This is a genomic window from Priestia endophytica DSM 13796, from assembly GCF_900115845.1.
GTDB lineage: Bacteria > Bacillota > Bacilli > Bacillales > Bacillaceae_H > Bacillus_I > Bacillus_I endophytica.
In genome coordinates this window covers 1-25,199 of record NZ_FOXX01000005.1, presented here as the reverse complement: position 1 = coordinate 25,199, position 25,199 = coordinate 1, and the positions used below count along the sequence as shown (strand labels likewise).

The window sequence follows — 25,199 nt, the reverse complement described above, 5'->3', positions numbered from 1 at the left end:
TTAATGGTCTTTCGTGACTTTATGAGCCATGTAAACCATTGTTAACATAGTGAAAATAAATGCTTGAATTGTTCCTACGAACAAACTAAATCCTTGCCATAATAGCATTGGGATAGCTCCTCCAAGGATTCCAAAAACTCCACTTGCCGAAAGACCTGCTAAAAGTCCTAATAATATCTCTCCGGCAAAAATATTACCGTAAAGACGAAGACCTAACGTTAATGTATTGGCAAATTCTTCAATGATTTTTAATGGGAACAATAATGGCAATGGACGGAAATAGTCGCGTCCGTACTCTGCTACTCCCTTCATTTTGATGCCATAGTAATGAGTTAGTACGACAACCATTGCTGCTAACGTTAGGGCAATTCCTGGATCTGCTGTTGGCGATTTCCACCAAAGCGTATGATCTACAACTACAGCAAACGGTAATCCTAGCATATTAGAAACAAAGATATACATTAATAAGGTCGCACCTAGGAATAGAAAACGTCCTCCTGTTTTCCAGTCCATATTACTGCCAATGATTCCTTTTACAAAGTCTATGATCCATTCTACGAAGTTCTGCATTCCTGTAGGTTTCATAGCCAATGTCCTTGCACCAAGAACTGCAATGATGAATACAATGATCGAAGCTACTGTAATCATTAAGACATTACTCAAATTGAAAGAAAGTCCAAAGAATTCATGTATAGGCGCTTTATGATCCAATTTTGCTCACCTCTCTTCCCATTATTTATTACGTAAAATTTGAATAAGATAATCTATGACAATGACAATATAAACTGTCATTAAGCCAAGCAATACTACAATGGGATCAAATAGCTTCGGATACTCTACTGCGATAATGACAGCAAGTAATGCTATCGCAAAGCGTGTAAAGGTACCAAGTGATCTAAGCTTTTTTCCTTCTTTCAGCGCCTTAGCTAATTTTTGCTGACTTCTTACCATTGTCCAAAGCATGTAAAAGCTAAAAGCTGCACCCATAATCAAACTAAGAAAGATGGTTTTATAAGGTGTAACTCCCCAGCCAATGGCAAACAGAGCTAGAATGGAAAACATGTACCCTCTTAACCTTATAAATAGATTTTGAATGTCTGACATAGGCATTAGTCTCCTGAGAAAAAGTACTTAATTGAGTAAAGCATCACATAAATCCCAAGGGCAATTCCAAGCAGTATACCTACTATAAGCCAAAGGGGATCTGTCCCAAACTTTCGATCAAGAAAGCCTCCAACAAACATACCAATCAATGGAAAGCCTGCTAGTTGTGAAACAATGGTTGTCATCAAAGACATTGCTTTAAGCAACTGATGAGGTCCATCTTTCATCACCTAGTTTCCCTCCCCCGTTTTTTTAATATTTTTAAAATTCTTTTAATAATTCCTTGAAAATTTGATGTTTAAGAGTTGGGTGTGAGAGGAAAAATTTGTTACTAATTGTAAAAAACACGGCTTTATAAATTGGTTGATTTTATGAGGAAAAACATTGACACTACAACTTTTTTTAGGGTGTGAAAACCTTACCATTCATATCCCCTGTTAGCATACAATACGACTATATTCATGTCAATGTGTTTAAAGTGAAAATCATCTTTATTCATCCAAAACTTCGCTTTTGTACACATTTTCGTCATATTTTCTCACAAACAAACCTAGATGTTAATATGCTTAACATTTAGGTTTGTTTACTATTCATTCTATTGTTATTTCACCTTCAAAAGTTTGTTGTTTTGCATTTTTATACACAAAAATGACTGCTTTATACTCCCCTTTCACAGGAAGTAATGAACGTTCAACAACAGAGGTAAATCGTCCTCTTCCAATATTTTCACGAACATCAACATATTGAACAAATCTTAACGTATCTTTTTCATAAAGAGCTATCCCTAACTTATCTGCTCCTTCAGGTAAGAAAAGCTCATATTGATAAAGATCGTCACTTTTAACTCGTGAGAATTGAAATCCCATAACTTTAGGATAGCTAGGTTCTCCTATAATAAAGAGATATGGAAGATGAATTTCACGAGTAGAGTCTTTTACAGAAACAAGCCCATCATGAAGGCCTTTTTTAAGCCTTGAGTTCTCAATAACAGCCTTTACCATAATTTCTTTTTTTTCATGTGGAAGAACATCTATAAATAAAGGCGCCTCCCAACGAATTCCTTCGCGTTTTGGAAACTGTAAGCTAAGTCTTTTAGGTTCTTCACTTATATTTTCAACTGTTAAAGAAGCCTTTTTCGTTGTTTCACCCTTTTTTGTTTCATGAACAATTCCAAGTGATAAAGATGGAGTGACAAACAATGTTTGTTCAATAGCTCTTTTTAAGTCAACGCGCCCTGATCCTTGAACATAAGCAGGTAAGTTTCTTTTTTTATCGTCTTGAAGAGATACTGCTGTATTCATAAGAGCTGCTTTCACTTGGTTTGGAGACCACCTTGGATGAGCTTGTAAAATGAGAGCACACGCTCCCGCTACATGTGGTGCAGCCATACTTGTACCATGAAGAGACATATAATCTTTCAACGCTGTACTATTAATCTCCATCCCTGGAGCTAATACATCTGGCTTAATTTCCCACGTTGTTGTAACAGGTCCTCTAGAGCTAAATGGAGCTATCTTGTCTTGAATCTCTTCATATTGTGTTACTCCATAAAGGCGTTTATCTTTCTTCTTCGAAAGAAGCTCTTCCCCATCATTATGACTAATTGCTGCGACGGGTATTTTGAGCTCAGATTGAAGAGCACCAGCAAATAAACCCCTCTCATTGTTTGAAATAAGAACTCCTTTTGCTCCAGCTTTCTCAGCATTAAGCGCTTTTTCTGTAAATGATATTTTCCCTCTTTTTACAAGGACTACTTTTCCTCTTGCATCTTCTAATTCGTTCTTTTGTCCATAACCCCCTGCTACAATTTCATAACTTTGTTCTAAATTCCAATTTGGCGATCCTTGTAGCTTTTGAAGCGCAACCTTCTTTCTGTTAACTTCAAGATAAGGCAACTTTAATGGAGGAGCTGAAGCACCAACTGAAATAGCCTCAGAAGCGGTTGCCGGAGCACCGACGGTCCATAAATCAGGACCTGAGTTACCATTTGCAGCTACAACTACGACACCTTGACGAACAGCTTCATTTACAGCTAAACTTGTTGGCCAATCAGGACCATTAATCTCGTTTCCTAGAGAAAGATTTAACACGTCCATTTTTTCTTCAATTGCTTTTTCTATTGCTAGAATAACTTGCTCTGAACTTCCCATGCCACCTGGTCCTAGTGCTCTGTACATATAAATATCAGCTTCTGGAGCTATGCCTTTCATTTTACCGTTTGCACCGATAATGCCTGCTACATGTGTTCCATGATAAGTAGGAGGTCCTTGCTTTTCCACCGTTTCCATTGGGTATTCATCAACATCAACGAAGTCGTAGCCTCCTTTGTATGAATGTTGAAGATCGCGATGAAGCATGTTAATACCTGTATCAATAATTCCGATTTTTACACCTTTACCTGTCAAACGCTTGTTTTCTTTGTCAAAGATCCCTCTTACTTCATCTCCACCAATAAATGGAACACTCTCATTCATTGTTTGCTGATAATAAGTTACTCCAAATAACTGTTCTGTCCACTTTTCTTTCTTGATTGCTTGAAGATCTATACCAAGCCCTTCTACTGAAAAACCTTCAAAAACATGATGATACATATTTCTTATTTTGACATTTGGGTAATGTGCCTTTACATTTCTTATGGCTTCTTGAAGATGCCCCTTCTTTACTACGATAATGGTCTTTTGTAATTTCTGAGAAAGAGCATTGTCAATTGAAGGAGGTTTTTCAAAAGCTTGTCCATATACATCTATAGGTAACAATAGAAAACATAAAACAATACTTATAAAGAAACATTTTCTCATAAAAAAACACCTCTCACATAGCGTTTCACAAACAGCGCTTTTCATGCGAGAGATGTTTCTTTATCATATAGACCTTTTATGGATTGAATGTATCAGGTCGATTTTCTTTTTGTTTAAAGTGATACAAAATAGCATCTGCAATACGAGCTGAAGCACGTCCATCTCCATATGGATTTGAGGCTTTTGCCATTTGCTCATATGCTTCCTTATCTTCTAAAAGCTCTTTTGTAAGCTTATAAATATGTTCTTCTTCTAATCCCGCAAGCTTCAATGTTCCTGCTTCAATTCCTTCAGGACGCTCTGTTGTGTCCCTAAGAACAAGAACAGGAACACCCAATGAAGGCGCTTCTTCCTGCACTCCACCTGAATCTGTTAGGATGATATGTGCACGTGAAGCAAAGTTGTGAAAATCTACAACTCCAAGCGGTTCAATAAGCTGAATTCTCGGATCATTGCCAAGCACCTCATCAGCTAGTTCACGCACAACTGGATTAAGGTGAACAGGGTAAATTACTCGTACATCGTCATGCTCTTCGACAATTCTTTTTACCGCTTTAAACATGTTGCGCATCGGCTCACCTAAATTTTCACGACGGTGTGCTGTTAAAAGAATTAAACGATGGTCACCAAGACCTTCTAAGATTTCATGATGATAACTTTCGTCTACTGTTGTTTGAAGTGCATCAATAGCTGTATTTCCTGTAATGTAGATGTTTTCTTCTTCTTTGTTTTCTATCTTTAAGTTGTTTGCTGATTTATTTGTTGGAGCAAAGTGTAAATCTGCTAGCACACCTGTTAATTGACGATTCATTTCTTCAGGATACGGAGAGTACTTATTCCATGTTCTTAATCCAGCTTCAACATGTCCAACAACAATTTGATTGTAGAAAGCTGCTAAACTTGCAATGAAAGTTGTTGTTGTATCTCCGTGGACAAGGACAATATCAGGCTGCACTTCTTTCATTACAGCATCAAGACCTTGAAGACCTCTTGTTGTTACGTCCATAAGTGTTTGGCGATCTTTCATAATGTTAAGGTCATGGTCTGGTGTAATGTTGAAGATGGACAGAACTTGATCAAGCATCTCTCTATGCTGTGCTGTTACTGTAACAATTGATTCAAACTGTTCTGAGCGACTATTTAGTTCAAGTACAAGAGGAGCCATTTTAATTGCTTCCGGACGTGTCCCAAAAATAGTCATAACTTTAATCCGCTTAGCCATTTTTCATCACCTTTTATTTTGTTTATTTCGTTCCGTACAAACGGTCTCCTGCATCCCCAAGACCTGGGACAATATAGCCGTGATCGTTTAACTTTTCATCTAATGCTGCAATATAAATATCAACATCTGGATGAGCTTCTTGCATCACTTCTACTCCTTCAGGTGCTGCTACTAAACACATAAATCTAATGCTTGTTGCTCCACGTTTTTTCAGAGAGTTAATCGCTTCAACCGCAGATCCCCCTGTAGCTAACATTGGATCTACAACGATAAAGTCACGTTCTTCAACATCACGAGGAAGTTTTACGTAATATTCAATTGGTTTTAGTGTTTCAGGGTCGCGATATAAACCAACATGCCCTACTTTTGCCGCAGGAATAAGTTTTAAAATTCCTTCCGTCATTCCAAGGCCTGCACGTAAAATTGGGACAATCCCCAGTTTTTTACCTGCTAATACTTTCGATGTAGCTTCACAAACTGGTGTTTCAACGTTTACTTCTTGCAAAGGTAAATCTCTTGTAATTTCAAAAGCCATTAAGCTTGCTACTTCATCCACAAGCTCACGGAATTCTTTCGTTCCTGTACTTTTATCACGAATATACGTTAACTTATGCTGAATTAACGGATGATCAAACACATATACTTTTCCCACAATTACATCTCCTTTAGTTAAAATGTTACACATGGAACAAGGCATTCTAAAATAAGAAATCTTACTTTTAGAATACCTCTCAAATCTTGTTAGCCTCACATGTTCTGCCGTCAAGTACGCACAGCAATAAAAAGCGAAAAGCGTTCACCAGCAATATGTAATACTGTTTATCATAAATAACGGTTCGTTTGTAATATCGCCTAAACGAAATAAACACATTGCGTTTATTTTACAGAAAAAAAAAAGTGAGTTCAAGTCCTTCTTCTGGAATAAAGCTTTTTTAAGACGATAAAAAGGCACGCCTTGAGCTGTCCTCAAGACGTGCCTTTTCGATCTTTAGTATGTTGGGTAAAGTGTAAATTTGCTTGTTAAAGCTTCAACACGTTCTTTTGCTTCTGCAAGTTTGCTTTCATCTTCTACATTTTTCAATGTTAGACTCATAATTGAAGCAATTTCTTTCATATCTTCTTCCCCAAAACCACGGCTTGTAACTGCTGCAGTACCAATACGAATACCGCTTGTTACAAATGGGCTTTCTGTATCATAAGGGATAGCATTTTTATTTGTTGTAATTCCTACTGAATCAAGAGCTTCTTCAGCTACTTTACCTGTTAATCCCATCTCTTTTACATTGATTAGAATTAAATGGTTGTCCGTTCCATCTGAAACAATAGAGAATCCTTCTTCTTTTAGAGCGCTTGCGAATGCTTTTGCATTATTAATGATTTGTTGAGCATATGTTTTGAAATCTTCCTCTAATGCTTCTCCAAATGCTACTGCTTTCGCTGAAATAACGTGCATAAGTGGACCACCTTGAAGACCTGGGAAGATCGCTTTGTCAATCTTCTTCGCAAACTCTTCTTTACATAAAATTAAACCACCACGAGGTCCACGTAATGTTTTATGAGTTGTTGACGTTACAAAATCTGCATATGGAACTGGGTTTGGATGAAGACCAGCTGCAACAAGTCCAGCAATGTGGGCCATATCAACCATTAAATATGCGCCAACTTCATCAGCAATTTCACGGAAACGAGCAAAATCAATTTCACGTGGATATGCACTTGCACCTGCAACAATTAATTTTGGTTTATGTTCTACTGCTTTTTGTCTTACATCATTATAGTCAATAAGATGTGTTTTTTCGTCTACACCGTACTCTACAAAGTTATATTGAACACCGCTGAAGTTAACAGGACTTCCGTGTGTTAAATGTCCACCGTGTGATAAGTTCATACCAAGAACCGTATCACCTTGTTCTAGAATTGTGAAATAAACACCCATGTTAGCTTGTGCACCTGAGTGAGGTTGAACATTAGCATGTTCTGCCCCAAAAAGTTCTTTTACACGATCACGTGCGATATCCTCAACAACATCAACATGCTCACATCCGCCATAATAACGACGGCCAGGATAACCTTCTGCATATTTATTTGTTAATACTGAACCTTGTGCTTCCATAACAGCTTCACTTACAAAGTTTTCTGAAGCAATCAGCTCGATTTTAGATCTTTGTCTTGATAGCTCATCTTGAATGGCATTATAGATTTTTGGATCTTGTTTTGAAAGTTTTTCCATGGTGGTCCTCCCCTTCTTTTACGGTACTTTTTGTTATTTAGTCCTAAGTCTTTCCCTATTGTAGCACATTTCCTTAACTATGAGAGGCTATTTTTTATAAAAGTTCATGTTTTATATAAAAATAAATAGAAAAAGGGCAAATAACAACGTTCACCTCTATTTAAACACGAACATTAACTGATTTTCAATATGAAAATATATGTTAATAAGCCTATTTTTTAAGCATATGTTGCTCTGGCCCCACCAATGAACTTAGGTCTTGTTGTAGCAAAAGTAACGTGTGCTTCTCCAAGTTTATTGCTTTGACACCGAACAGGAACAGCAACAGCTTTTAAATGCATTCCAATAAATGTGTCACCAATGTCAATTCCAGCTTCAGCTTTTATTTCTTCCACTACAACAGGGTCTTTCATATGTTCGTAAGCATACGTTGCCATTGATCCGCCAGCTTTTGCTGCTGGAATAACACTTACAGGATCTAATCCATGCTCTTTCGCCGTCTCCCTTTCAACAACAATAGCTCGATTTAAATGTTCACAACATTGAAAAGCTAATTTGACTCCTTTTTCTTTACTAAGCTTGTCCAATGAAGAAAAAATCGTCTCTGCTACAGGGCTCTTGCCCGCTGTTCCGATTCTCTCCCCGCTCACTTCACTTGTACTGCAACCAATGACTAGTGTTTTATCATGCAAAGAAACTTGTTCTGAAAAGTCAGTCAACATTGCCTGAAAATCACTCGCTAGACTGCTGAAGTTATTACTCAAAGTAAACACCTCTCCACGGTTAATATTCGCACTTTCCTTCATTATAACTTAAAACGTTGAATTGTGGATTTCAATTGCTCAGCTTGTTCTGCTAAATATTTTGCAACATTACTAACTTCTTTCATTAAATGAAGCTGTTCCTTAATTACGGCATTTACTTCTTCTGCACCTACTGATGTTTCTTCAGCGATTGCTGCTACTTCCTGAGATTGACTTGATGTTTGACCTATGTTTTGTACTTGCTGCTGCGAGAAAGAAACAATAGTTTCAACAGAGGAAGAAACCTCATAAACAGATTCTTTCATATCTTTTAATACTTTTTGTGTTTTATCCCCTTTTAACACTTCTTGCTTTCCGATTTCGACTTGGTGATGAATTTGATTTACAACTTCACTAATCCCATTTTGAATATTTTGAATAAGCTTTGTAATACTTTTTACAGCTTGTGCACTTTCATCAGCCAATTTACGCACTTCTTCTGCTACAACAGCAAATCCCTCTCCATGCTCCCCTGCCCGTGCTGCTTCAATCGAGGCATTTAATGCAAGCAAATTGGTCTGCCTCGAAATGTCCCCTACAAGTGAGATAATATCTTCTACTTGTTGGGCGTGTTTCTTAAGTTGGCCAACAGCTTGCAAAGATTGACCATTCTGCTCAACCAATCGTTCTAGCCCTTTTATAAGCCCAACTGTTGCTTCACTTGTTCCATCTAGAGATCCAACCATTGTTTCAGAAAGACGCTTTGAATCCAGTGCTTTTCCCCGCACATCTCCTGCTAGAACAAGCACATGCTCAATAGATTCTGCTGTTTCTTCAATAGCAGCTGCAGAGTTCTCAGCACCCTCTGATATTTCATCAATTGTTTGGGAAATATGCGAAGAATGTCTAAAGGCATCATCTGCTAAATTAGAGATTTGAAGCACGCACTCATTTGCTTTATTTGTGTTCTCGTCAATGGTCATAATTATGTCACGCATATTTTGTAGCATACTATTAAAAGCTTGTCCGATACCATAGATTTCATCATTTGAAAGTTTTAGATTTACTTCATCACTGAGATTACCTTCAGCTGCTTTATTTACTACAATCTCTAACTTTTGCAAAGGACGGATAATGAAACCTGTCGCTAAAAACATTAACAACCCTGTCCAAAATACCCCAAGCGTGAGAACAAGAGCTGTAAAGACTGTCTGACTCATCAATTCTCCTGCATGGGGATAGACAAAATATAGAAAAAAAGCACTTGTGGAATAGGTGATGATTGCTAAAATAAAAGTGAAAAATACAAGCTTAAATCTTAAATTAAATTTATACTGCTTCGTCATAAAGACCCCTCACTTATCCGATAAATGCCCCTCTACAATGCCTTCCATGCAGCATTTAGAGATAATGAACTTCTGTCCTATTTATCGGCTAATTTAAGGATAAGTTGACGAATAAGCTCATCTAATTCACCGAGTGTTTCTCGGTAGATAGAGAGATCTCCCCCATATGGATCTTGTACATCTCCAACTGATGAAGTAGAAAATTCATGCAATGTGAATGTTTTCTTAGCAGCAGAGGGATGCTGACTAACAATTAATTGCTTATGTTGATTTGTCATCGTAAAAATATAATCAGCCCATTCTGCAAGCTCTGATGTAAAGGGCTGTGAGCGGTGATTATGCTCTATTCCTCTTTCTAATAAAGCCTGAGAGGCTGCAGCGGAAATGGGCATTCCTTTTCCTGCAAATATTCCAGCTGACTGAACTTCAAAATCCTTTCTTTCCTTCAGCAATGCAGAAGCCATTGGACTACGGCACGTGTTACCTGTACAAACGAACAAAACTCTCTTCATATAATCAACCTTCTCTCTAAAAAATAAAAAGCTCAAATCTTTGAGCTTTTGTTCCTCTTCTTTCTATTATAAAAAGTTAAAATGGCAAGAGCAATTTTATACCAAACGCAAGAAGGATACTTCCCCCAAGCACCTCGCTATAAGCCCCTAACAATCCTTGAACACGACGTCCAAGTAAAAGGCTTATCCACGTTAATATCATGCTGACAGCTCCAAACACAATAACAGTAAGCAACGTTTTTGCTCCAAAAATCCCTAGACTAAGTCCCACTGAAAAACTGTCTAAACTAACGCTTAAAGCAAAAACAATAAGACCCAATCCAACCGGTTTTATTAGTATATCTTCTCCTTTTTTAAAAGACGAGTAAATCATTTGCACGCCAAGGAAAAGAAGAAGAGCTCCTCCAACATATGTTGCAAACATCCCAAATTTCGCTGAAAGCAAACGACCCATTCCAATTCCTAACAAAGGCATAATGAAATGGAAAATACCAATAGTTAGACCAATGTAAAAAATCTGTTTCATCCTCAATTGAATAAGGCCCATTCCAAGACCGATTGAAAAAGCATCCATTCCTAGTGCAAATGCCATCACAAATAACGTAAGAAACTCACTCGCAAAATCAGGCAAGGTCATTTTTTCTCCCCCTCAGGTGTACATATCCTAATTCACCATATGCACGTCCAAAGGGGTTTAGAATGGTTCTATTCTTCTGAAATGATTTTATGTCCTGCAGCTTTAACAAGACGATTCATAATCGCCTCTCCTAACCCTTCTCTTTCAAAGCTTTCACTATAAATAATATCAAGGTCCTCCTGATTGAAAGCTCGCAATGAATCATATAAAGAGGCAGCAATTGAAGCTTGATCTTCTCGATGTCCACATACAATGACTTTATCTCCTGGATAGAAAGAATGGTTTTCTTCTGTAGAAAGAACACCTACTCTCTTTCCGTCTTCTTGTGCTTTCATAATAGTCTCTCGCATAAACTCCCGTGTTCCAGATACAATGAAAAGAGGAGCATTTGGTGCATAGTGCGTATATTTCATACCCGGAGATTTTGGTTTCTCCTCTTCTTTTAATAATGCTTGGTCAACTTCAACTTTTCCGATAACTTCTTCTAACTGTCGCTTTGTAACACCACCTGGTCGCAAAATAAGGGGCGGTTCACATGTACAGTCCAATACTGTTGATTCAAGACCTACTCCTGTTTGACCCCCATCAACAATCCCCGCAATTCTTCCTTGTAAATCCTCGTAAACGTGCTGTGCAGTAGTTGGGCTAGGTCGGCCAGACAAATTTGCACTTGGAGCTGCAATAGGAAGGTTTACTTTTTGGAGAAGAGCAAGAGCTACAGGATGCGAAGGCATACGAACGCCAACTGTTGATAGCCCTGCTGTCACTCCTTGAGAGACGCCTGTTTTACTTTTTAAGATAAGTGTAAGCGGGCCAGGCCAGTAGGCTTCTATGAGTTTTTTAGCTTTTAAGGGTACTTCCTCAACAAGTCCATCAAGCTGATTAGCATTCCCAATATGTACAATAAGAGGATTGTCGCTTGGTCGACCTTTGGCTTCAAAAATCTTCTTCACTGCTTTATCATTTGTTGCATCTGCTCCAAGACCGTAAACTGTCTCTGTTGGAAAAGCCACAACTTCCCCTTTTTTTAATAAAGAAGCAGCTTCTTCGAGTTGTGGATAACTATTCACGTTATTTTCTGAATTATCCACAATCCACATGTTTGTTTTCATCTTCTTACCTCCTATTATCTTTTTATTCATTCCCACTAAAACAGGGATTCTACTCGCTTTTTTACTAAAAATAGCACCAATAAGCGCCCTTCGTCCACATTTTGTGGATAAAAGGCGCTGGGGTGTTAATAACTCTGTGGATAGTATTTTTTATAAAAGTTATCAACAGCTTTTCTACGCTTCTTTCTTTACATTATAATGCATAAAATAAATTTCTTCATTTTCCTCAACAGCTTCTTGATAAAATCGTTGGAAAACAGATGGTGAACTTACTGGAGGAACTTCCTGAAAACCAAGCAGATGGAAAAACGGCAAAGCACTGCTTTTATTCGTCACTAAGTACAAATCTTTCAACTCTTTTTGCCATGCAAGTCGAAAAGCTTCGTGAAAGAGCGCTAAGATTTCTTCCTGACTTACTTTTTCACTCATAACAAGAGAGCGCAGAAGCCCTTTATCACCTAGTTTATAAATGCCTAGCGTTCCCTGTAGATTTCCTTGCTTGTCCTCCATTAAAACAAAATGTTGTATTTGCTCCTTAATCCCTTCTGAATCAACTCCAGCTTTCTCAATAAAGGCAAGTATATTTCTTGCATCACTCTTCTCAGCATAGCGTAAATGCATCTCTCTTTCCCCCTAGTCTTTGATATCTACTACCTACTCTATGAAGAGGAAAGAGAAATAGAACTAAGAGACCACTTTTTCAAACCATTCTACAACAAAGAACTTCACTTCTGGTTTTTGTTCTTTCTCTTCTATCTTGCTTTCTTTCTTTTTTGGTTTAGTATTTTTTGTTTCTTCTTCCTCTACATTTACTGATGGTTCTGTTTGTGTCACTTCTTCTTTCACCGGCTTTGAAGTTGATTCAGAAGCTTTTACACCTTCTTGTTCTGGAATAGCTTGACCGTTTGAGAAATCCAGGAAACACATAGGCGGAAATAATACACACCACCAATTTGCGCCTTCGCCTTCTCCAAGCGTAATCAATACTGCTTCATATTCTCCAGCAGGATATAATAAATTCCCATAAAGTTTCGTTGGAAATGATACTTTACCGAATTTAACGTTTGCTTCATATGAAAACCCTTGTTCTTTAAGAACTCTATTAGCAATTTCCTTAATTTCTGGAAGATTACTTTGAATTACTTTACTAGCTTCTTCAAAAGATGTTAGCTCTTCTACCCACTTATTAATTTCCTTGTTCACTTCATCGCGAACCATACGCTTTACTTTTTGATCTTTATCACTATCGCTATTAGCTAAAATTCGAAGCCTTATAGCGTCATTTGGAATAACCGTTCGTTCAGTGGCCTGTGCTGTTCCATTTCCTGTAACTTGGAGATATGCTCCTACAAATAAAAGTAATAAAAAAATAATTGCTTGTTTCTTCATTTCCCACACCGCCCTCTCACTAGAACAGTATGGGCAAAATTTGCTTTCTTAAACCTTGAAAACTATTATTCTTTTATTTTTTCAGATAAGAAGTTCCTCTCCTAAAAGAGGAATTTGACTTAAAGACTTGCTAGAACAATTCGATCTTTGCCGTTAATGTCATCAATTGCTTTTACATCCGCTGTCGGAAAAGTTTCTTGCAGCATGTTTCCTACATCCTTTGTTTGTCCAACTCCAACTTCAAACGCTACGATTCCGTCTTTTTCTAATACATCAGGAAGTTCTTGCATTAGTTGACGATAAAAATCAAGCCCGTCCTCTCCTCCAATAAGAGCACGCATTGGCTCATGTTCTTTCACAACAGGGGAAAGTGTATGAATATCACAACTTGGAATATAGGGAGGATTAGATACGATAACACTTGCCTTTTTTCCCATCTTTATTAATGGAGATAGCATATCTCCTTCTAGAAATTCAACAGCTGCTCCGAGCAACCGAGCATTTTGTTCTGCCACTTCAATTGAAGCTGGAGCAATATCAATAGCTTTTAGAGCTAAATTTGGATTTTCTAGTGCAAGGGTAATCGCAATTGCCCCACTGCCTGTTCCAACGTCAACAGCGTTCAGTTTCTTATTGCTTCCCCATTTTTGCTCTATCTTCTGTAAAACATGAAAGACAAGCTCCTCCGTTTCAGGACGTGGAATTAATACTTCCTTATTTACTAAAAAGTCTCGCCCATAAAAACTCTCTTTTCCAATGAGGTATTGAATTGGAAGTCCTTCAGCATGACGTTGTACATCAGCTTCAAAAGCAGAGAAGATCTCCTGGCTTACTTCATCATGAAGAGAAGCTAAAAGTTTTGAGCGCGTTGTTTTTAAATGGTGAATCAAAAGAAGTTCACCTGCATTTTGATCTCGATTATGTTCTTCTAAAAAAGAAGAAGCCCATTTAAGGACTTCAAAAATTTTTGTTCTGTTTTTCATCATTACATCGACTCTTCCATACGTTGAGCTTGATCTTCCATGATAAGTGCTTCAATCACTTCATCAAGTTTACCTTGCAAGATTTGATCAAGTTTTTGGATTGTTAATCCAATGCGGTGATCTGTTACACGGTTTTGTGGGAAGTTATACGTGCGAATACGCTCAGAACGATCTCCACTTCCTACCGCTTGTTTACGGTTTTGATCATATTCAGCCTGTGCTTCACGCTGGAATTTATCATAAATACGAGCACGTAAAACCTTCATCGCTTTTTCTTTGTTCTTGATTTGAGATTTCTCATCTTGACATGATACAACAACACCTGTTGGTACGTGGGTTAAACGAACAGCTGACATTGTTGTATTTACACTTTGCCCACCTGGACCGCTTGATGCAAAGGTGTCAACGCGAATATCTTTTTCATGGATATCAACCTCAACCTCTTCTGCTTCTGGCAAGCAAGCAACCGTTGCTGTTGATGTATGAATACGTCCACCTGATTCTGTCTCTGGTACACGTTGCACACGGTGTGCTCCATTTTCAAACTTCATCTTTGAATAAGCGCCTTTTCCGCTAATCATAAAGATGATTTCTTTATAACCACCAACACCCGTTGATGTTGCTTCCATTACTTCTGTTTTCCAACCATTTGCTTCTGCATAACGGCTGTACATACGATAAAGGTCTCCTGCAAATAGAGCTGCTTCATCTCCACCTGCTGCACCACGAACCTCCATAATTACGTTTTTATCGTCATTTGGATCTTTTGGCACAAGTAAGATTTTCAAACGTTCAACAAGCTCTTCTTCACGTTCAGAAAGCTCCGAGATTTCTTCCTTTACCATTTCCTTCATTTCAACATCAAGCTTATCTTCAAGCATTAATTTTGCTTCGTCAAGCTGCTCTTTTACTTCTTTATATTCACGGTATGCTTCAACTGTTTCCTGAATATCAGACTGTTCTTTTGAATACTCACGAAGTTTATTTGCGTCATTTACAATTTCAGGATCACTCAATAGCTCATTTAATTTATCATAACGCATTTCTACTGAATCTAAACGATCAAACACGTTCTTCACCTCTATTATATTCCCTTAATCGCGTCTTAAAGACATCTGAATAAATGTCTCATCTCACCCTTTACAGTAGTGAAATATAGACACTTCTAAGTGGAAATCAAATTTTATCCATAACATTATAATTATAGTATAGGCTGTAGCAAACGTCAAAAGCAAATAAGCCTACAAAATAAAGGTGATGAACCATTCTCTTTCTTATAAAAAAGGAGGAAACAAAGTTCCCTACCTTTTTTCCTTATTTTGCTTGAACAAGAATCTTCACTTGATCTCTCTCTCGAAGAAGACCTTCAAATCCTTCTTCAATTACCTCATTAAGTGTAATCCGTTTTGTCACAAGATCTTCTGCTGAGAAGTAACCTTGAGCCATTAAACTAATTACAGCAGGAAATACGTTTCGATATCCGATAATCCCATTTACTGTTCTTTCTTTCATCACAATATTTTGAGGATGAAGAGAAGCTTCTTTTTCAAAGATACTTACAATCATTGTCTCTCCACCGATTCTTGTTGATTTAATAGCTTGAGTTAACACAGGAGAAACTCCTGTTACTTCATACGCTACTTCAACCCCACCATTTGTTAGCTTGTGAATATGTTCAATAGGATCAACTTCCTTAGGATTAATAACAATAGCACCTAAATCCTTCGCTTTTTGCAGACGTTGCGGTGATAAATCAACTGCATAGATTTCTGAAGCTCCTGATGCCTTTAATGCTTCGATAACAAGAAGTCCAATTGGACCTACTCCAAATACAGCTGCTTTATCACCTACTTTGAATTTACTTTGACGTACAGAATGTAGAGCAACTGCTGCTGGTTCAACAAGTGCGCCTTGTTCAAAGGAAACGGTTTCTGGAATTTTATGAATCATTTCAACTGGGATTGAAGCATATTCTGAAAAACCCCCGCCACCACCTGCAAGTCCATAAAAACCCATTTTATCACAGAGATTGTATTTCCCTTGTTTACATCCTTCACATTCACCACAAGCATAAATCGGTTCTACAACAACTCTGTCCCCTACGTTAACTGTTGTTACATTTTTACCTACTTCAACAACTCTTCCAGAAAACTCATGACCTAATGTAACAGGTGCTTTGTCACCGCTTAATGGATGCGGTGTTTCTGTTGGGATAAAAATAGGTCCTGCTGTATATTCGTGCAGGTCGCTTCCACAAATCCCACACCATTCAACTTTAATCTTCACTTCGCTTTCTCGAACTGATGGTTCTTCAATTTCTTCTAGTCTTAAGTCTTTTACTCCATGCCATCTCAACGCTTTCATATGTTTCATCTCCTAGAGTGAATAATTGTAAATAAAAACCTTTTCACCATCAATCTACCCCTATTATGTAAAATTTTCAATAATAAAGAATATATTGTAAAAAAATGTCCATGTTTACCTTTTATTATAAGAAAAAGCGATAAAAACTCTTCAACTAGAAAAGAATTTTCATCGCTTTTTCCATTACTATTTATTTTACAGAGGCGGATTAGCATGACATTTACGACAAACTGGATAGTAGGAATCATTTCCCCCAATTTGAATTTGTTCTCCTGTATAAACAGGCTTCCCAGCATCATCTACGCGTAAATTCATAATTGCTTTACGCTCACAAAACCAGCAAATTGTCTTCATTTCTTCTACTTTATCAGCATAAATTAATAAATAACGACTTCCTTCAAAAAGTTCGTTTTGAAAATCATTTTTGAGTCCAAAACACATAACAGGAATATTGAGTTCATCTACAATACGAGCAAGCTGTAAAACGTTATCTTTATTAAGAAACTGAGCTTCATCAATAAGGATACAGTTCGGCTTTGGAGAATGATCCAAGACAATATTAAAGATGTCGGTGTCATCAAATATTGGAATAGCTTTTCGACGAAGGCCAACTCTACTTGAGACATATCCAATTTCATCTCTTGTATCAATTCCAGAAGTAAACATAAGGACTGTTTTATTTTGTTCCTCATAGTTGTTTGCCACTTTTAAAATTTCAATTGATTTTCCACTATTCATTGCGCCATATTTAAAAAATAACTGTGCCATCAAATTCTCCTTACCTTGTTATTCATCTCTCTTTACATATCCTTAGGATTAGCTTTCCATACGTTACGCTTTTCTATGTTTAGAGCGAAACACATTAAAAAGAAGATAAGTTTTATACATATCTTCCTAGGTGCCCTATGATAATATAAACGTTTTATGTTTCACTATGTAAAAAACAGGCAAGAGCTTGAGCCGCTTGCCTGTTTTGATCGTACATATTTACGATTACTTAAGACCGTATTTTTTATTGAAACGTTCAACACGACCGTCTGCAGAAGCAAAACGTTGACGTCCTGTGTAGAATGGATGGCACTCAGAGCAAACCTCTACGCGTACCTCTTCTTTAACAGAACCAGTTTCAAATTCATTTCCGCAAGAACATTTTACTGTCGCTTTTTTATAATCCGGATGAATTGCTGATTTCATGTTTTTCATCTCCTTCCGCCCTGAATCATCTGAAACAGAGTTATATCCACGCTGATTGCGTGATGTCGCACATCTTTGAATTATAACAAGGGTTTACTTCTTTTGCAATAGCATTGTTTTATAAGAAGAAAATGTTAACGTTTGCCGTGTGTGACCGCTTTTCTTTCCTCTGTCAATGCTTGAAAGAAATCTTCGTTTGATTTCGTTTGACGTAAACGACGCATAAACTTATCAACAAAGTCAGGAGCATCTGCCATTGTTTTACGGATTGCCCATAAATGATCAAGATGCTCTTTCGGGATCAACATTTCTTCTTTACGAGTACCTGAACGACGAATATCAATCGCAGGGAAGATACGCTTCTCAGCAAGTGAACGGTCAAGATGAAGCTCCATGTTTCCTGTACCTTTAAACTCTTCATAAATAACGTCATCCATACGTGAACCTGTATCAACAAGCGCTGTTGCAAGAATAGTTAAACTACCGCCTTCTTCAATATTTCGGGCAGCCCCAAAAAATCGCTTTGGACGGTGGAACGCTGCAGGATCAATACCGCCTGAAAGCGTACGTCCACTTGGTGGAATAACTAAGTTATAAGCGCGAGCTAATCTTGTAATACTATCCATTAAGATAACAACATCTTTTTTATGTTCTACTAAACGCATAGCACGCTCTAGAACAAGTTCTGCTACTTTGATATGGTTTTCTGGAACTTCGTCAAATGTTGAACTAACAACATCCCCTTCTACAGAACGCTCAATATCTGTTACTTCTTCAGGACGCTCGTCAATAAGAAGAACAATAAGCTCTGCTTCTGGATTATTTGTAGCAATGCTGTTAGCAATTTCTTTTAAAAGCATTGTTTTCCCTGCTTTTGGCGGGGCTACAATAAGACCACGCTGACCAAAACCAACAGGAGCAATCAAATCCATCACACGAGTCGATAAGTGATTTGGTTTTGTTTCAAGCGTAATTTGACGATCTGGATAAATTGGAGTCAACGCAGGGAAGTGTACACGTTCTTTTGCAGACTCTGGATCATCTCCGTTAACCGCTTCCACGTGTAACAAACCATAATAACGTTCATTTTCTTTAGGAGGGCGTACTTTCCCAGAAACTTTGTCTCCGTTACGCAAATCAAAACGACGAATTTGAGATGCTGAAATATAAATATCTTCTGAACTTGGAGAGTAGTTAATTGGACGTAAAAAACCAAAACCCTCTGATTGAATAATTTCAAGAACACCTTCCATAAATAGTAAGCCATCCTTTTCAGCTTGTGCTTTTAAAATTGCAAAGATTAATTCCTTTTTAGTTAACTTACTATAGTATGAAACACTATATTCACGAGCGTGCTCATATAATTCTTTTAATTTCATATTTTCTAAACTCGATAATGTTAAGCTCATGGAAAACACCACTTTTCAAGATAAAATTTTTCAAAAATGCAAGATTTTATAAAGCATTAGGAAAGCTTGCACAAACAATGATAAAAAAACTAAATACTCGTTTAGCCTGTTCTTCCTAAATAATTCTTTTACTATTTTTCCGCTGGGATCAATCTATATTTTAGGAGAAGATAAATTAAAACTTCTAACGTGTAGGAGTTCATCTTTACTACTTTGTTCTGGATAAAAAGCAGTTGAGATAAGATAAACAGAAGTATAAAGAGTAGAGTAGTGTTTTTCTATTTGTGTAGCATTCTCTATTCTAACCCTTTTTACACTTTTTAATCAACAAAAAAGGTGAGCTATCACAATGGGACTTAGAAATGGAGATTAAAGATAAATTCGCGCTCATCCCTTCATTTCCTTCATTTTAGGCTAATGTCACTATAAAGGAAATGGAAACAAATTCCAGTAATATATCAAGCGTTGCCTCAATCTGGCAACGCTTGATCATTAGACTTTATACAACTATTAAAATAGTACATTATCAAAAGAAATACAAGATATGATAGCTCTAATTTTAATTATGGTTAAAAAGTTCCGTTATGGCTTAATAACTAGGTTTGGCTTTTTCTTCAGACTGTGACGACCATCAACAAAACGAACTGTACCGGATTTTGCTCTCATAACAAGTGATTGAGTTGTACCGATAGATCCTTTAAATTGAACACCTTTTAAAAGTTCACCATCTGTTACCCCTGTCGCTGCAAAGATGGCATCTTCCCCTTTTACAAGGTCATCCATATAAAGAACGCGATCAACATCCTCAATGCCCATTTCTTTACAACGTTTTAATTCTTCTTCACTTTGTGGTAAAAGCTTCCCCTGAAGTTCCCCACCTAAACATTTTAAAGCAACAGCAGCTAAAACACCTTCTGGCGCTCCGCCTGAACCAAATAAAATGTCAACGCCTGTATTGTCAAAAGCTGTGTTAATAGCCCCTGCAACGTCTCCATCGTTAATAAGCTTAATACGTGCACCTGCTACACGAAGCTCATCAATGATTCTCTCATGACGTGAACGATTTAGGACTGTTGCTACAACATCTTCAATATCTTTGTTTTTAGCTTTTGCTACCGCTCTCAAGTTATCAATAACAGAAGCATTAATATCAACTTTGCCAACAGCTTCCGGACCTACAGCAATTTTCTCCATATACATATCAGGGGCATGAAGTAAGTTCCCATTATCCGCAACAGCTAATACAGCTAGGGCATTCCACCCTCCTGCTGCAACAATATTTGTTCCTTCAAGAGGGTCAACAGCAACATCAACACGTGGCCCATAACCTGTACCAAGCTTCTCACCAATATATAGCATTGGCGCTTCATCCATTTCCCCCTCACCAATCACAACAGTCCCTTTCATTGGGATTGTGTCAAAAACATCACGCATTGCAGATGTAGCAGCCTCATCTGCTTCTGCTTTTTTTCCTCTTCCCATCCATCGTCCTGATGCAAGAGCTGCTGCTTCTGTTACACGAACTAACTCCATTGATAAACTTCTTTCCATTCTCATCCATCTCCAGTCGGTGATTTAAGAATTTTGAAATTGCTCAATTTCCTGTTCTGTCATACGTTCGCGCCAAATAACTGCACCTAAACCTGAGAGTTTATCAACGAGATGACTATACCCTCTGTCAATATGCTCAAGTCCAGTAATCTCAGTGATACCTTTTGCCATTAATCCTGCTGTTACAAGTGCTGCACCTGCTCGCAAATCAGAAGCTTTCACTTTTGCTCCTTGAAGCTCTGTTGGACCATTAATAATAGCAGAACGACCCTCTACTTTTACAGAAGCGTTCATTCTTCTTAATTCATCAATATGTTTGAAGCGCGCACTATAAATAGTATCAGTTACCATGCTTGTCCCTTCTGCTTTTGTTAGAAGAGCTGTAATTGGTTGCTGTAAATCTGTTGGGAATCCAGGGTGAACGAGTGTCTTAATATCTGCTGCTTTTAAGTTTTCTTTTCCTCTAATAAGCACTTGATCATTTTTCGTTTGCACTTCTACTCCAATCTCACGAAGTTTTGCAATTAATGGTTCGATATGCTTAGGGATTACATTGTCAATTAACACTTCTTCTCCCATTGAAGCCGCCATTATCATGTATGTACCTGCTTCAATCCGATCAGGAATAATGGAATGACGGCAACCGCTTAGATGATCAACTCCATCAATACGAATAACGTCTGTTCCTGCCCCTTTAATACGTGCTCCCATGCTTGTAAGAAGGGTAGCAACATCAATGATTTCCGGCTCTTTCGCCGCATTTTCAATAACAGTGCGCCCTTTTGCTCTTACAGCTGCAAGCATAATATTAATTGTAGCCCCAACACTGACAACATCTAAATAGATACGTGCTCCTTTTAACTCTTCTGCTCGCAAATAGATAGCTCCCTGCTCATTGGTCACCTTTGCCCCTAGAGCTTCAAAGCCTTTAATATGCTGGTCTATTGGACGAGGACCTAAATGACATCCTCCAGGAAGTCCAACAACTGCTTTCTTAAATCTTCCAAGCATAGCTCCCATTAAATAATAAGAAGCTCGTAGCCTTTTCACCTTTCCATTTGGGAGCGGCATAGAAATCATCTTTTCAGGATTTATTTTAAGCTCGTGAGCATCCATTGAAACACTTCCGCCAATTTCCTCAATTAAGCTGCTTAGGATGGCAACATCCGAAATATCAGGAAGACCTTCGATTGTAACAGGCGACTCAGCTAAAATCGTAGCAGGAATTAAAGCAACAGCACTATTTTTAGCCCCGCTTATTCTCACTTCACCTTTTAACTTGTGACCACCTTCAATTTTCAATTTTTCCATGTTATTCTCCTTTCTAGCAGACCGATGTTCTACTATGTCAGAGTTACGTATTATACGTTCGTCATCATTATTGCCGATAATAACTTATATGTTACAAAAATAATAAAAACTTTAAACAATTTATAATAGACTACCTTATGATAACACTTTCAAAAAAGGATGACGATAGGGTTTTTCACACATATAAAGAAAAAAGTAATTCTTTTTAACCCCTATCTTTTTTCTTATTCTCAACCTTCTTCTACCATACAATATATCATTCTTGCCTAAAAAAACAATTCTTACTTCCTCAAATTTCAATAAATGAATATAGGTACCTTGCAAAACAATATAGACTGGAATATAATGTATGTAATCTACCTTGCAAAACAATATAGGTAAGAATTGTGGTGATGAGAACAATTGGATAATCAAAGCCAGTTACTAAAAGGGATACTAGAAGGCTGTATTTTGCTTGTTATCTCTCAAAAAGAAGTATATGGATATGAACTTAGTGAGCGTCTTCATCAGGCAGGGCTAACTATGGTGAAAGAAGGAAGTATTTATCCAGTGCTTGCTCGTATGCAAAGACTAAAATGGATTAAAGGCACAATGAAACCTTCTCCATCAGGTCCAAACCGAAAATACTACAAACTGACAAGTGAAGGAAAAGAAGCCTTAAAGCAGTTTGAAGAAAATTGGGATGATATCATTGGGGCCGTTAGTCAGTTGAAAGGAGAGATGTAGCTTGAATATGAAAGATATTATTAAGAGGAATAGGGAACTACAGGCATCCCTAAATACTCATAACGAAAAAGTTTACGAGAATATGGTTGTCTATATAAGACTGAACTCACTATCTGAGCGAGCCACAGAAGAAGCGTTACTTGAAATATTGGAACATCTCGTTATTGGACAGCAAAATGGCAAAATGGCGGAAGAAATCTTCGGCTCTGATTCAAAGGCTTATTGTGATGATGTATTAGTCAATCTACCTAAGGAAACAAAAGCTCTTCAATTTATGAATATGCTTTATTTCAATACTTTAATTTTTATGTGGATGTTTATTCCTAAAACTATTGGAGAAATCATTGGTCTCTTCTACCCTGCTTTTTCAGAAGATCGTATTTCCCTCCTTCCCTTTTTAATTTCATGGCCTTTTACATGGATTATCATTTGGGCAGTTTTAAAAGCTATTAAAAATAGTGTTTATGGCTCAAAAGGCTGGATTGCCCTTGGAGTTTCTACGTTCGTCATCGGTACTATCTTATACGTTCTCACAGACCAAATTTTTAAAGACATATGGACAATTCCGATGAATCTGTTAATAAGCATCTCTATTACTTGTCTACTTTTCACTCTTCAATACGCATTTAAAAAATATTCAATACATCTTGAAACAAAAATCTCCTACAGCTAAGCATTCACATAAACTAAAAAACCTATAAAAGGAGCAAAAAACGTTGACTACAGAAGAACTAATTAAAAGGAATACTATTCTTCAACGAAGTTTAACAAGGGGAAATGCTGCTGCTTACGAAATAGTGCTTGCCTATGTAAGAGGAAGCAATGTTTCTGAACGCGCAATAGAGGAAACGCTTTTAGAAATTATTGAGCACTTAATCACAGGGCAAAAACATGGAAAAAATGCAGAAGATTTATTTGGTCGGGACTTAAAACAATATAGTAAAGATATTGTAGCGAACTTACCTAAGGAAACAAAATCAGTTCAGCTAATTGATGCCTTTTATTTTGGAACCTTAATGCTTATGTGGATGTTTATTGTCGAAACAGCAGGGCAGTTTCTTAGCACATTCTTTGATAGATTCTCAAAAGATACCTTTTCAATCATTCCTTATCTTATTAGCTTAATTTCTTTAGCTCTTCTTATTGCTTGCTTCATGAAGTTACTTAAAAACGCAGATTCAAAGTTATGGACTGTGATCACTATCATCGTTGGAGCATTAAGTATTCCATCTTTTATTGTCTCAAGGTATTTATTTGAAGGTGTTTGGACATTGCCTATTAATCTTTCCATTAGTTTCTTTATTACCTTATCATTATTCCTGATTCAATATACTTTAAAAAAATGGTCTAAGTCCCTTCAGAATGAATGGGTCTAACAAAAAATCCCTCTAGATATTTCTAGAGGGATTTTTTCATCTATCAAACGTTCACACGAGCTTCCCAGTCTTGTAGGAATTTCTCAATACCTTGTTCTGTTAATGGATGGTGGAAAAGTTGCATGATAACTTTTAACGGAATTGTCGCAATATCTGCACCACGTAAGGCTGCTTCTTTAACATGTAACGGATGACGGATACTTGCAGCAATAATCTCCGTTGGTAAATCATGAATTGCAAAGATTTCGGCAATTTCACTGATTAAATCTAATCCATCATGACCAAGGTCATCAAGACGTCCTAAAAATGGAGATACATATGTTGCACCTGCACGTGCTGCTAAAAGTGCTTGGTTTGCAGAGAAAACAAGTGTAACGTTTGTTTTAATGCCCGCTTCAGAAAAATATTTGACAGCTTTTAAGCCATCGGGAGTCATTGGAACTTTTATCGTAATATTCGGAGAAATTTGAGCAAGCTCTTTTCCTTCTTCAATCATTTCCTCCGCTTTTAATGAAATAACCTCTGCACTTACAGATCCTGGAACAAGACTAGCGATTTCTTTTAAACGCTCTTCGAAAGATACATTCTCTTTTGCAACTAGGCTAGGATTTGTTGTAACACCAGCTAGAATTCCTAATTCATGTGCCTCTTTGATTTCATCTAGATTTGCTGTATCGATAAAAAATTTCATTTTCCTCATCCCTTCTCTTTTCCTTTTATTTAAAACGGTTACAAGAAAGATATAAAAGTGAGGAAGCTTGCAAAAAAGACTTCCTCACATGTTTAATTATGCTTTGTTTGAAGAACCAAACTCACGCATTTTACCAATAACAGTCTCTTTAATTGCTTCACGAGCTGGTCCTAGGTATTTACGTGGATCATATACTTCAGCGTCTGTTGCTAATACTTCACGAACAGCTTTTGCAGAAGAAATTTGGTTTTCTGTGTTTACATTGATTTTAGCTGTACCGAAAGAAATCGCTTTTTGGATATCTTTTGTTGGAATTCCAGTACCACCGTGTAATACAAGCGGCATGTTTGTAAGACCACTGATTTCTTCCATTTCCTTGAATCCTAAGTTTGGCTCCCCTTTGTAAGGACCATGAACAGAACCAAGTGCTGGAGCTAGGCAGTCGATACCTGTACGCTCTACAAGCTCTTTACATTCTTGTGCATCTGCGTAAATTACGCC

At 37.4% G+C, this 25,199-nt stretch carries 27 protein-coding genes; 3 read left to right on the top strand and 24 right to left on the bottom strand.

What is annotated here, in order from left to right; all coding sequences use genetic code 11:
• The 22 genes from atpB to BM012_RS10735 all read right to left on the bottom strand — a co-directional run bounded on the left by atpB (nt 1) and on the right by BM012_RS10735 (nt 21,905).
• On the bottom strand, nt 1-711 hold the full coding sequence (atpB, locus tag BM012_RS10840; RefSeq protein WP_061804795.1) for a F0F1 ATP synthase subunit A: 711 nt from the start codon (nt 709-711) through the stop codon (nt 1-3).
• A 21-nt stretch (nt 712-732) separates the two neighbouring features.
• The gene (locus tag BM012_RS10835; RefSeq protein ID WP_061804796.1) at nt 733-1,104 is read right to left on the bottom strand and encodes an ATP synthase subunit I; all 372 of its coding nucleotides are present in this window, start codon (nt 1,102-1,104) and stop codon (nt 733-735) included.
• 5 nt (nt 1,105-1,109) lie between these two features.
• The gene (locus tag BM012_RS10830; protein WP_026009747.1) at nt 1,110-1,331 is read right to left on the bottom strand and encodes an AtpZ/AtpI family protein; all 222 of its coding nucleotides are present in this window, start codon (nt 1,329-1,331) and stop codon (nt 1,110-1,112) included.
• A 363-nt stretch (nt 1,332-1,694) separates the two neighbouring features.
• Nucleotides 1,695-3,902, bottom strand: coding sequence for a S8 family serine peptidase (locus BM012_RS10825; RefSeq protein WP_061804797.1), 2,208 nt, complete (start codon nt 3,900-3,902; stop codon nt 1,695-1,697).
• 76 nt (nt 3,903-3,978) lie between these two features.
• A complete protein-coding gene (wecB, locus tag BM012_RS10820; RefSeq protein ID WP_061804798.1) occupies nt 3,979-5,124 on the bottom strand; it encodes a non-hydrolyzing UDP-N-acetylglucosamine 2-epimerase in 1,146 nt (381 codons plus the stop codon).
• 22 nt (nt 5,125-5,146) lie between these two features.
• Nucleotides 5,147-5,776 carry a uracil phosphoribosyltransferase gene (gene upp / locus BM012_RS10815; protein ID WP_019394797.1) on the bottom strand — a complete coding sequence of 210 codons (630 nt, stop codon included), beginning with the start codon at nt 5,774-5,776 and terminating at the stop codon, nt 5,147-5,149.
• Between the two features lie 336 nt (nt 5,777-6,112).
• Nucleotides 6,113-7,354, bottom strand: a complete 1,242-nt coding sequence (locus tag BM012_RS10810) for a serine hydroxymethyltransferase (protein WP_061804799.1) — start codon at nt 7,352-7,354, stop codon at nt 6,113-6,115.
• 218 nt (nt 7,355-7,572) lie between these two features.
• Complete coding sequence (locus tag BM012_RS10805; protein WP_061804931.1) at nt 7,573-8,076, bottom strand: TIGR01440 family protein; 504 nt, start codon at nt 8,074-8,076, stop codon at nt 7,573-7,575.
• 83 nt (nt 8,077-8,159) lie between these two features.
• Complete coding sequence (locus BM012_RS10800) at nt 8,160-9,443, bottom strand: methyl-accepting chemotaxis protein (protein ID WP_061804800.1); 1,284 nt, start codon at nt 9,441-9,443, stop codon at nt 8,160-8,162.
• 77 nt (nt 9,444-9,520) lie between these two features.
• Nucleotides 9,521-9,955: a low molecular weight protein arginine phosphatase gene (locus BM012_RS10795; RefSeq protein ID WP_061804801.1), complete on the bottom strand. Its 435-nt coding sequence runs from the start codon at nt 9,953-9,955 to the stop codon at nt 9,521-9,523.
• A 76-nt stretch (nt 9,956-10,031) separates the two neighbouring features.
• Nucleotides 10,032-10,592, bottom strand: a complete 561-nt coding sequence (locus BM012_RS10790; RefSeq protein WP_061804802.1) for a manganese efflux pump MntP — start codon at nt 10,590-10,592, stop codon at nt 10,032-10,034.
• 68 nt (nt 10,593-10,660) lie between these two features.
• Entirely contained in the window at nt 10,661-11,704 is a 1,044-nt protein-coding gene (locus tag BM012_RS10785) for an L-threonylcarbamoyladenylate synthase (protein WP_061804803.1), read from the bottom strand.
• A gap of 174 nt (nt 11,705-11,878) precedes the next feature.
• Entirely contained in the window at nt 11,879-12,325 is a 447-nt protein-coding gene (locus tag BM012_RS10780; protein WP_061804804.1) for a GNAT family N-acetyltransferase, read from the bottom strand.
• A gap of 63 nt (nt 12,326-12,388) precedes the next feature.
• The gene (spoIIR, locus tag BM012_RS10775; RefSeq protein ID WP_061804805.1) at nt 12,389-13,093 is read right to left on the bottom strand and encodes a stage II sporulation protein R; all 705 of its coding nucleotides are present in this window, start codon (nt 13,091-13,093) and stop codon (nt 12,389-12,391) included.
• A gap of 119 nt (nt 13,094-13,212) precedes the next feature.
• Nucleotides 13,213-14,079, bottom strand: coding sequence for a peptide chain release factor N(5)-glutamine methyltransferase (gene prmC, locus BM012_RS10770; protein WP_082802597.1), 867 nt, complete (start codon nt 14,077-14,079; stop codon nt 13,213-13,215).
• A complete protein-coding gene (gene prfA / locus BM012_RS10765; RefSeq protein WP_321170003.1) occupies nt 14,079-15,155 on the bottom strand; it encodes a peptide chain release factor 1 in 1,077 nt (358 codons plus the stop codon). Before prfA ends, prmC begins: the two co-directional genes overlap by 1 nt.
• A 235-nt stretch (nt 15,156-15,390) precedes the next feature.
• Nucleotides 15,391-16,440, bottom strand: coding sequence for a 2,3-butanediol dehydrogenase (locus tag BM012_RS10760; RefSeq protein WP_061804807.1), 1,050 nt, complete (start codon nt 16,438-16,440; stop codon nt 15,391-15,393).
• A 195-nt stretch (nt 16,441-16,635) separates the two neighbouring features.
• Nucleotides 16,636-17,208, bottom strand: coding sequence for a thymidine kinase (locus BM012_RS10755; RefSeq protein ID WP_019394785.1), 573 nt, complete (start codon nt 17,206-17,208; stop codon nt 16,636-16,638).
• A 225-nt stretch (nt 17,209-17,433) separates the two neighbouring features.
• Nucleotides 17,434-17,634 carry a 50S ribosomal protein L31 gene (gene rpmE / locus BM012_RS10750; protein ID WP_019394784.1) on the bottom strand — a complete coding sequence of 67 codons (201 nt, stop codon included), beginning with the start codon at nt 17,632-17,634 and terminating at the stop codon, nt 17,434-17,436.
• Between the two features lie 134 nt (nt 17,635-17,768).
• On the bottom strand, nt 17,769-19,043 hold the full coding sequence (rho, locus tag BM012_RS10745) for a transcription termination factor Rho (protein WP_061804808.1): 1,275 nt from the start codon (nt 19,041-19,043) through the stop codon (nt 17,769-17,771).
• Between the two features lie 582 nt (nt 19,044-19,625).
• Nucleotides 19,626-20,594, bottom strand: coding sequence for a class II fructose-bisphosphatase (glpX, locus tag BM012_RS10740; protein WP_061804809.1), 969 nt, complete (start codon nt 20,592-20,594; stop codon nt 19,626-19,628).
• Nucleotides 20,595-20,618: 24 nt separating this feature from the next.
• Nucleotides 20,619-21,905, bottom strand: coding sequence for a UDP-N-acetylglucosamine 1-carboxyvinyltransferase (locus tag BM012_RS10735; protein WP_061804810.1), 1,287 nt, complete (start codon nt 21,903-21,905; stop codon nt 20,619-20,621).
• 402 nt (nt 21,906-22,307) lie between these two features.
• On the opposite strand from BM012_RS10735, the gene BM012_RS10730 reads away from it, so the two are divergent.
• From BM012_RS10730 to BM012_RS10720, 3 genes are read left to right on the top strand one after another with little or no spacing between them, the layout of a single operon-like run.
• Nucleotides 22,308-22,631, top strand: coding sequence for a PadR family transcriptional regulator (locus tag BM012_RS10730; protein ID WP_061804811.1), 324 nt, complete (start codon nt 22,308-22,310; stop codon nt 22,629-22,631).
• A 1-nt stretch (nt 22,632) separates the two neighbouring features.
• On the top strand, nt 22,633-23,304 hold the full coding sequence (locus BM012_RS10725) for a G protein-coupled receptor family protein (protein ID WP_061804812.1): 672 nt from the start codon (nt 22,633-22,635) through the stop codon (nt 23,302-23,304).
• Nucleotides 23,305-23,347: 43 nt separating this feature from the next.
• Nucleotides 23,348-24,007 carry a DUF1129 family protein gene (locus tag BM012_RS10720; RefSeq protein ID WP_061804813.1) on the top strand — a complete coding sequence of 220 codons (660 nt, stop codon included), beginning with the start codon at nt 23,348-23,350 and terminating at the stop codon, nt 24,005-24,007.
• Nucleotides 24,008-24,050: 43 nt separating this feature from the next.
• On the opposite strand, the gene fsa is transcribed toward BM012_RS10720, so the two are convergent.
• Both fsa and BM012_RS10710 read right to left on the bottom strand, forming a co-directional pair.
• Nucleotides 24,051-24,698: a fructose-6-phosphate aldolase gene (fsa, locus tag BM012_RS10715; protein WP_061804814.1), complete on the bottom strand. Its 648-nt coding sequence runs from the start codon at nt 24,696-24,698 to the stop codon at nt 24,051-24,053.
• Nucleotides 24,699-24,794: 96 nt separating this feature from the next.
• Nucleotides 24,795-25,199: class II fructose-bisphosphate aldolase (locus BM012_RS10710; protein WP_197232479.1), on the bottom strand; the 405-nt coding region annotated here is incomplete at its 5' end.

What these genes read in the sequence shown, in the direction of transcription:
- BM012_RS10735 (WP_061804810.1), bottom strand. Translation starts at nt 21,905, where the DNA reads ATGGAAAAATTGAAAATTGAAGGTGGTCACAAGTTAAAAGGTGAAGTG.
- BM012_RS10795 (WP_061804801.1), bottom strand. Translation starts at nt 9,955, where the DNA reads ATGAAGAGAGTTTTGTTCGTTTGTACAGGTAACACGTGCCGTAGTCCA.
- BM012_RS10810 (WP_061804799.1), bottom strand. Translation starts at nt 7,354, where the DNA reads ATGGAAAAACTTTCAAAACAAGATCCAAAAATCTATAATGCCATTCAA.
- BM012_RS10785 (WP_061804803.1), bottom strand. Translation starts at nt 11,704, where the DNA reads ATGAAAACAAACATGTGGATTGTGGATAATTCAGAAAATAACGTGAAT.
- BM012_RS10790 (WP_061804802.1), bottom strand. Translation starts at nt 10,592, where the DNA reads ATGACCTTGCCTGATTTTGCGAGTGAGTTTCTTACGTTATTTGTGATG.
- BM012_RS10755 (WP_019394785.1), bottom strand. Translation starts at nt 17,208, where the DNA reads ATGGCACAGTTATTTTTTAAATATGGCGCAATGAATAGTGGAAAATCA.
- glpX (WP_061804809.1), bottom strand. Translation starts at nt 20,594, where the DNA reads ATGGAAAGAAGTTTATCAATGGAGTTAGTTCGTGTAACAGAAGCAGCA.
- spoIIR (WP_061804805.1), bottom strand. Translation starts at nt 13,093, where the DNA reads ATGAAGAAACAAGCAATTATTTTTTTATTACTTTTATTTGTAGGAGCA.
- BM012_RS10780 (WP_061804804.1), bottom strand. Translation starts at nt 12,325, where the DNA reads ATGCATTTACGCTATGCTGAGAAGAGTGATGCAAGAAATATACTTGCC.
- wecB (WP_061804798.1), bottom strand. Translation starts at nt 5,124, where the DNA reads ATGGCTAAGCGGATTAAAGTTATGACTATTTTTGGGACACGTCCGGAA.
- fsa (WP_061804814.1), bottom strand. Translation starts at nt 24,698, where the DNA reads ATGAAATTTTTTATCGATACAGCAAATCTAGATGAAATCAAAGAGGCA.
- prmC (WP_082802597.1), bottom strand. Translation starts at nt 14,079, where the DNA reads ATGATGAAAAACAGAACAAAAATTTTTGAAGTCCTTAAATGGGCTTCT.
- BM012_RS10760 (WP_061804807.1), bottom strand. Translation starts at nt 16,440, where the DNA reads ATGAAAGCGTTGAGATGGCATGGAGTAAAAGACTTAAGACTAGAAGAA.
- BM012_RS10830 (WP_026009747.1), bottom strand. Translation starts at nt 1,331, where the DNA reads ATGAAAGATGGACCTCATCAGTTGCTTAAAGCAATGTCTTTGATGACA.
- BM012_RS10805 (WP_061804931.1), bottom strand. Translation starts at nt 8,076, where the DNA reads ATGTTGACTGACTTTTCAGAACAAGTTTCTTTGCATGATAAAACACTA.
- BM012_RS10825 (WP_061804797.1), bottom strand. Translation starts at nt 3,902, where the DNA reads ATGAGAAAATGTTTCTTTATAAGTATTGTTTTATGTTTTCTATTGTTA.
- rpmE (WP_019394784.1), bottom strand. Translation starts at nt 17,634, where the DNA reads ATGAAATCAGCAATTCATCCGGATTATAAAAAAGCGACAGTAAAATGT.
- rho (WP_061804808.1), bottom strand. Translation starts at nt 19,043, where the DNA reads ATGAGCTTAACATTATCGAGTTTAGAAAATATGAAATTAAAAGAATTA.
- BM012_RS10800 (WP_061804800.1), bottom strand. Translation starts at nt 9,443, where the DNA reads ATGACGAAGCAGTATAAATTTAATTTAAGATTTAAGCTTGTATTTTTC.
- BM012_RS10835 (WP_061804796.1), bottom strand. Translation starts at nt 1,104, where the DNA reads ATGTCAGACATTCAAAATCTATTTATAAGGTTAAGAGGGTACATGTTT.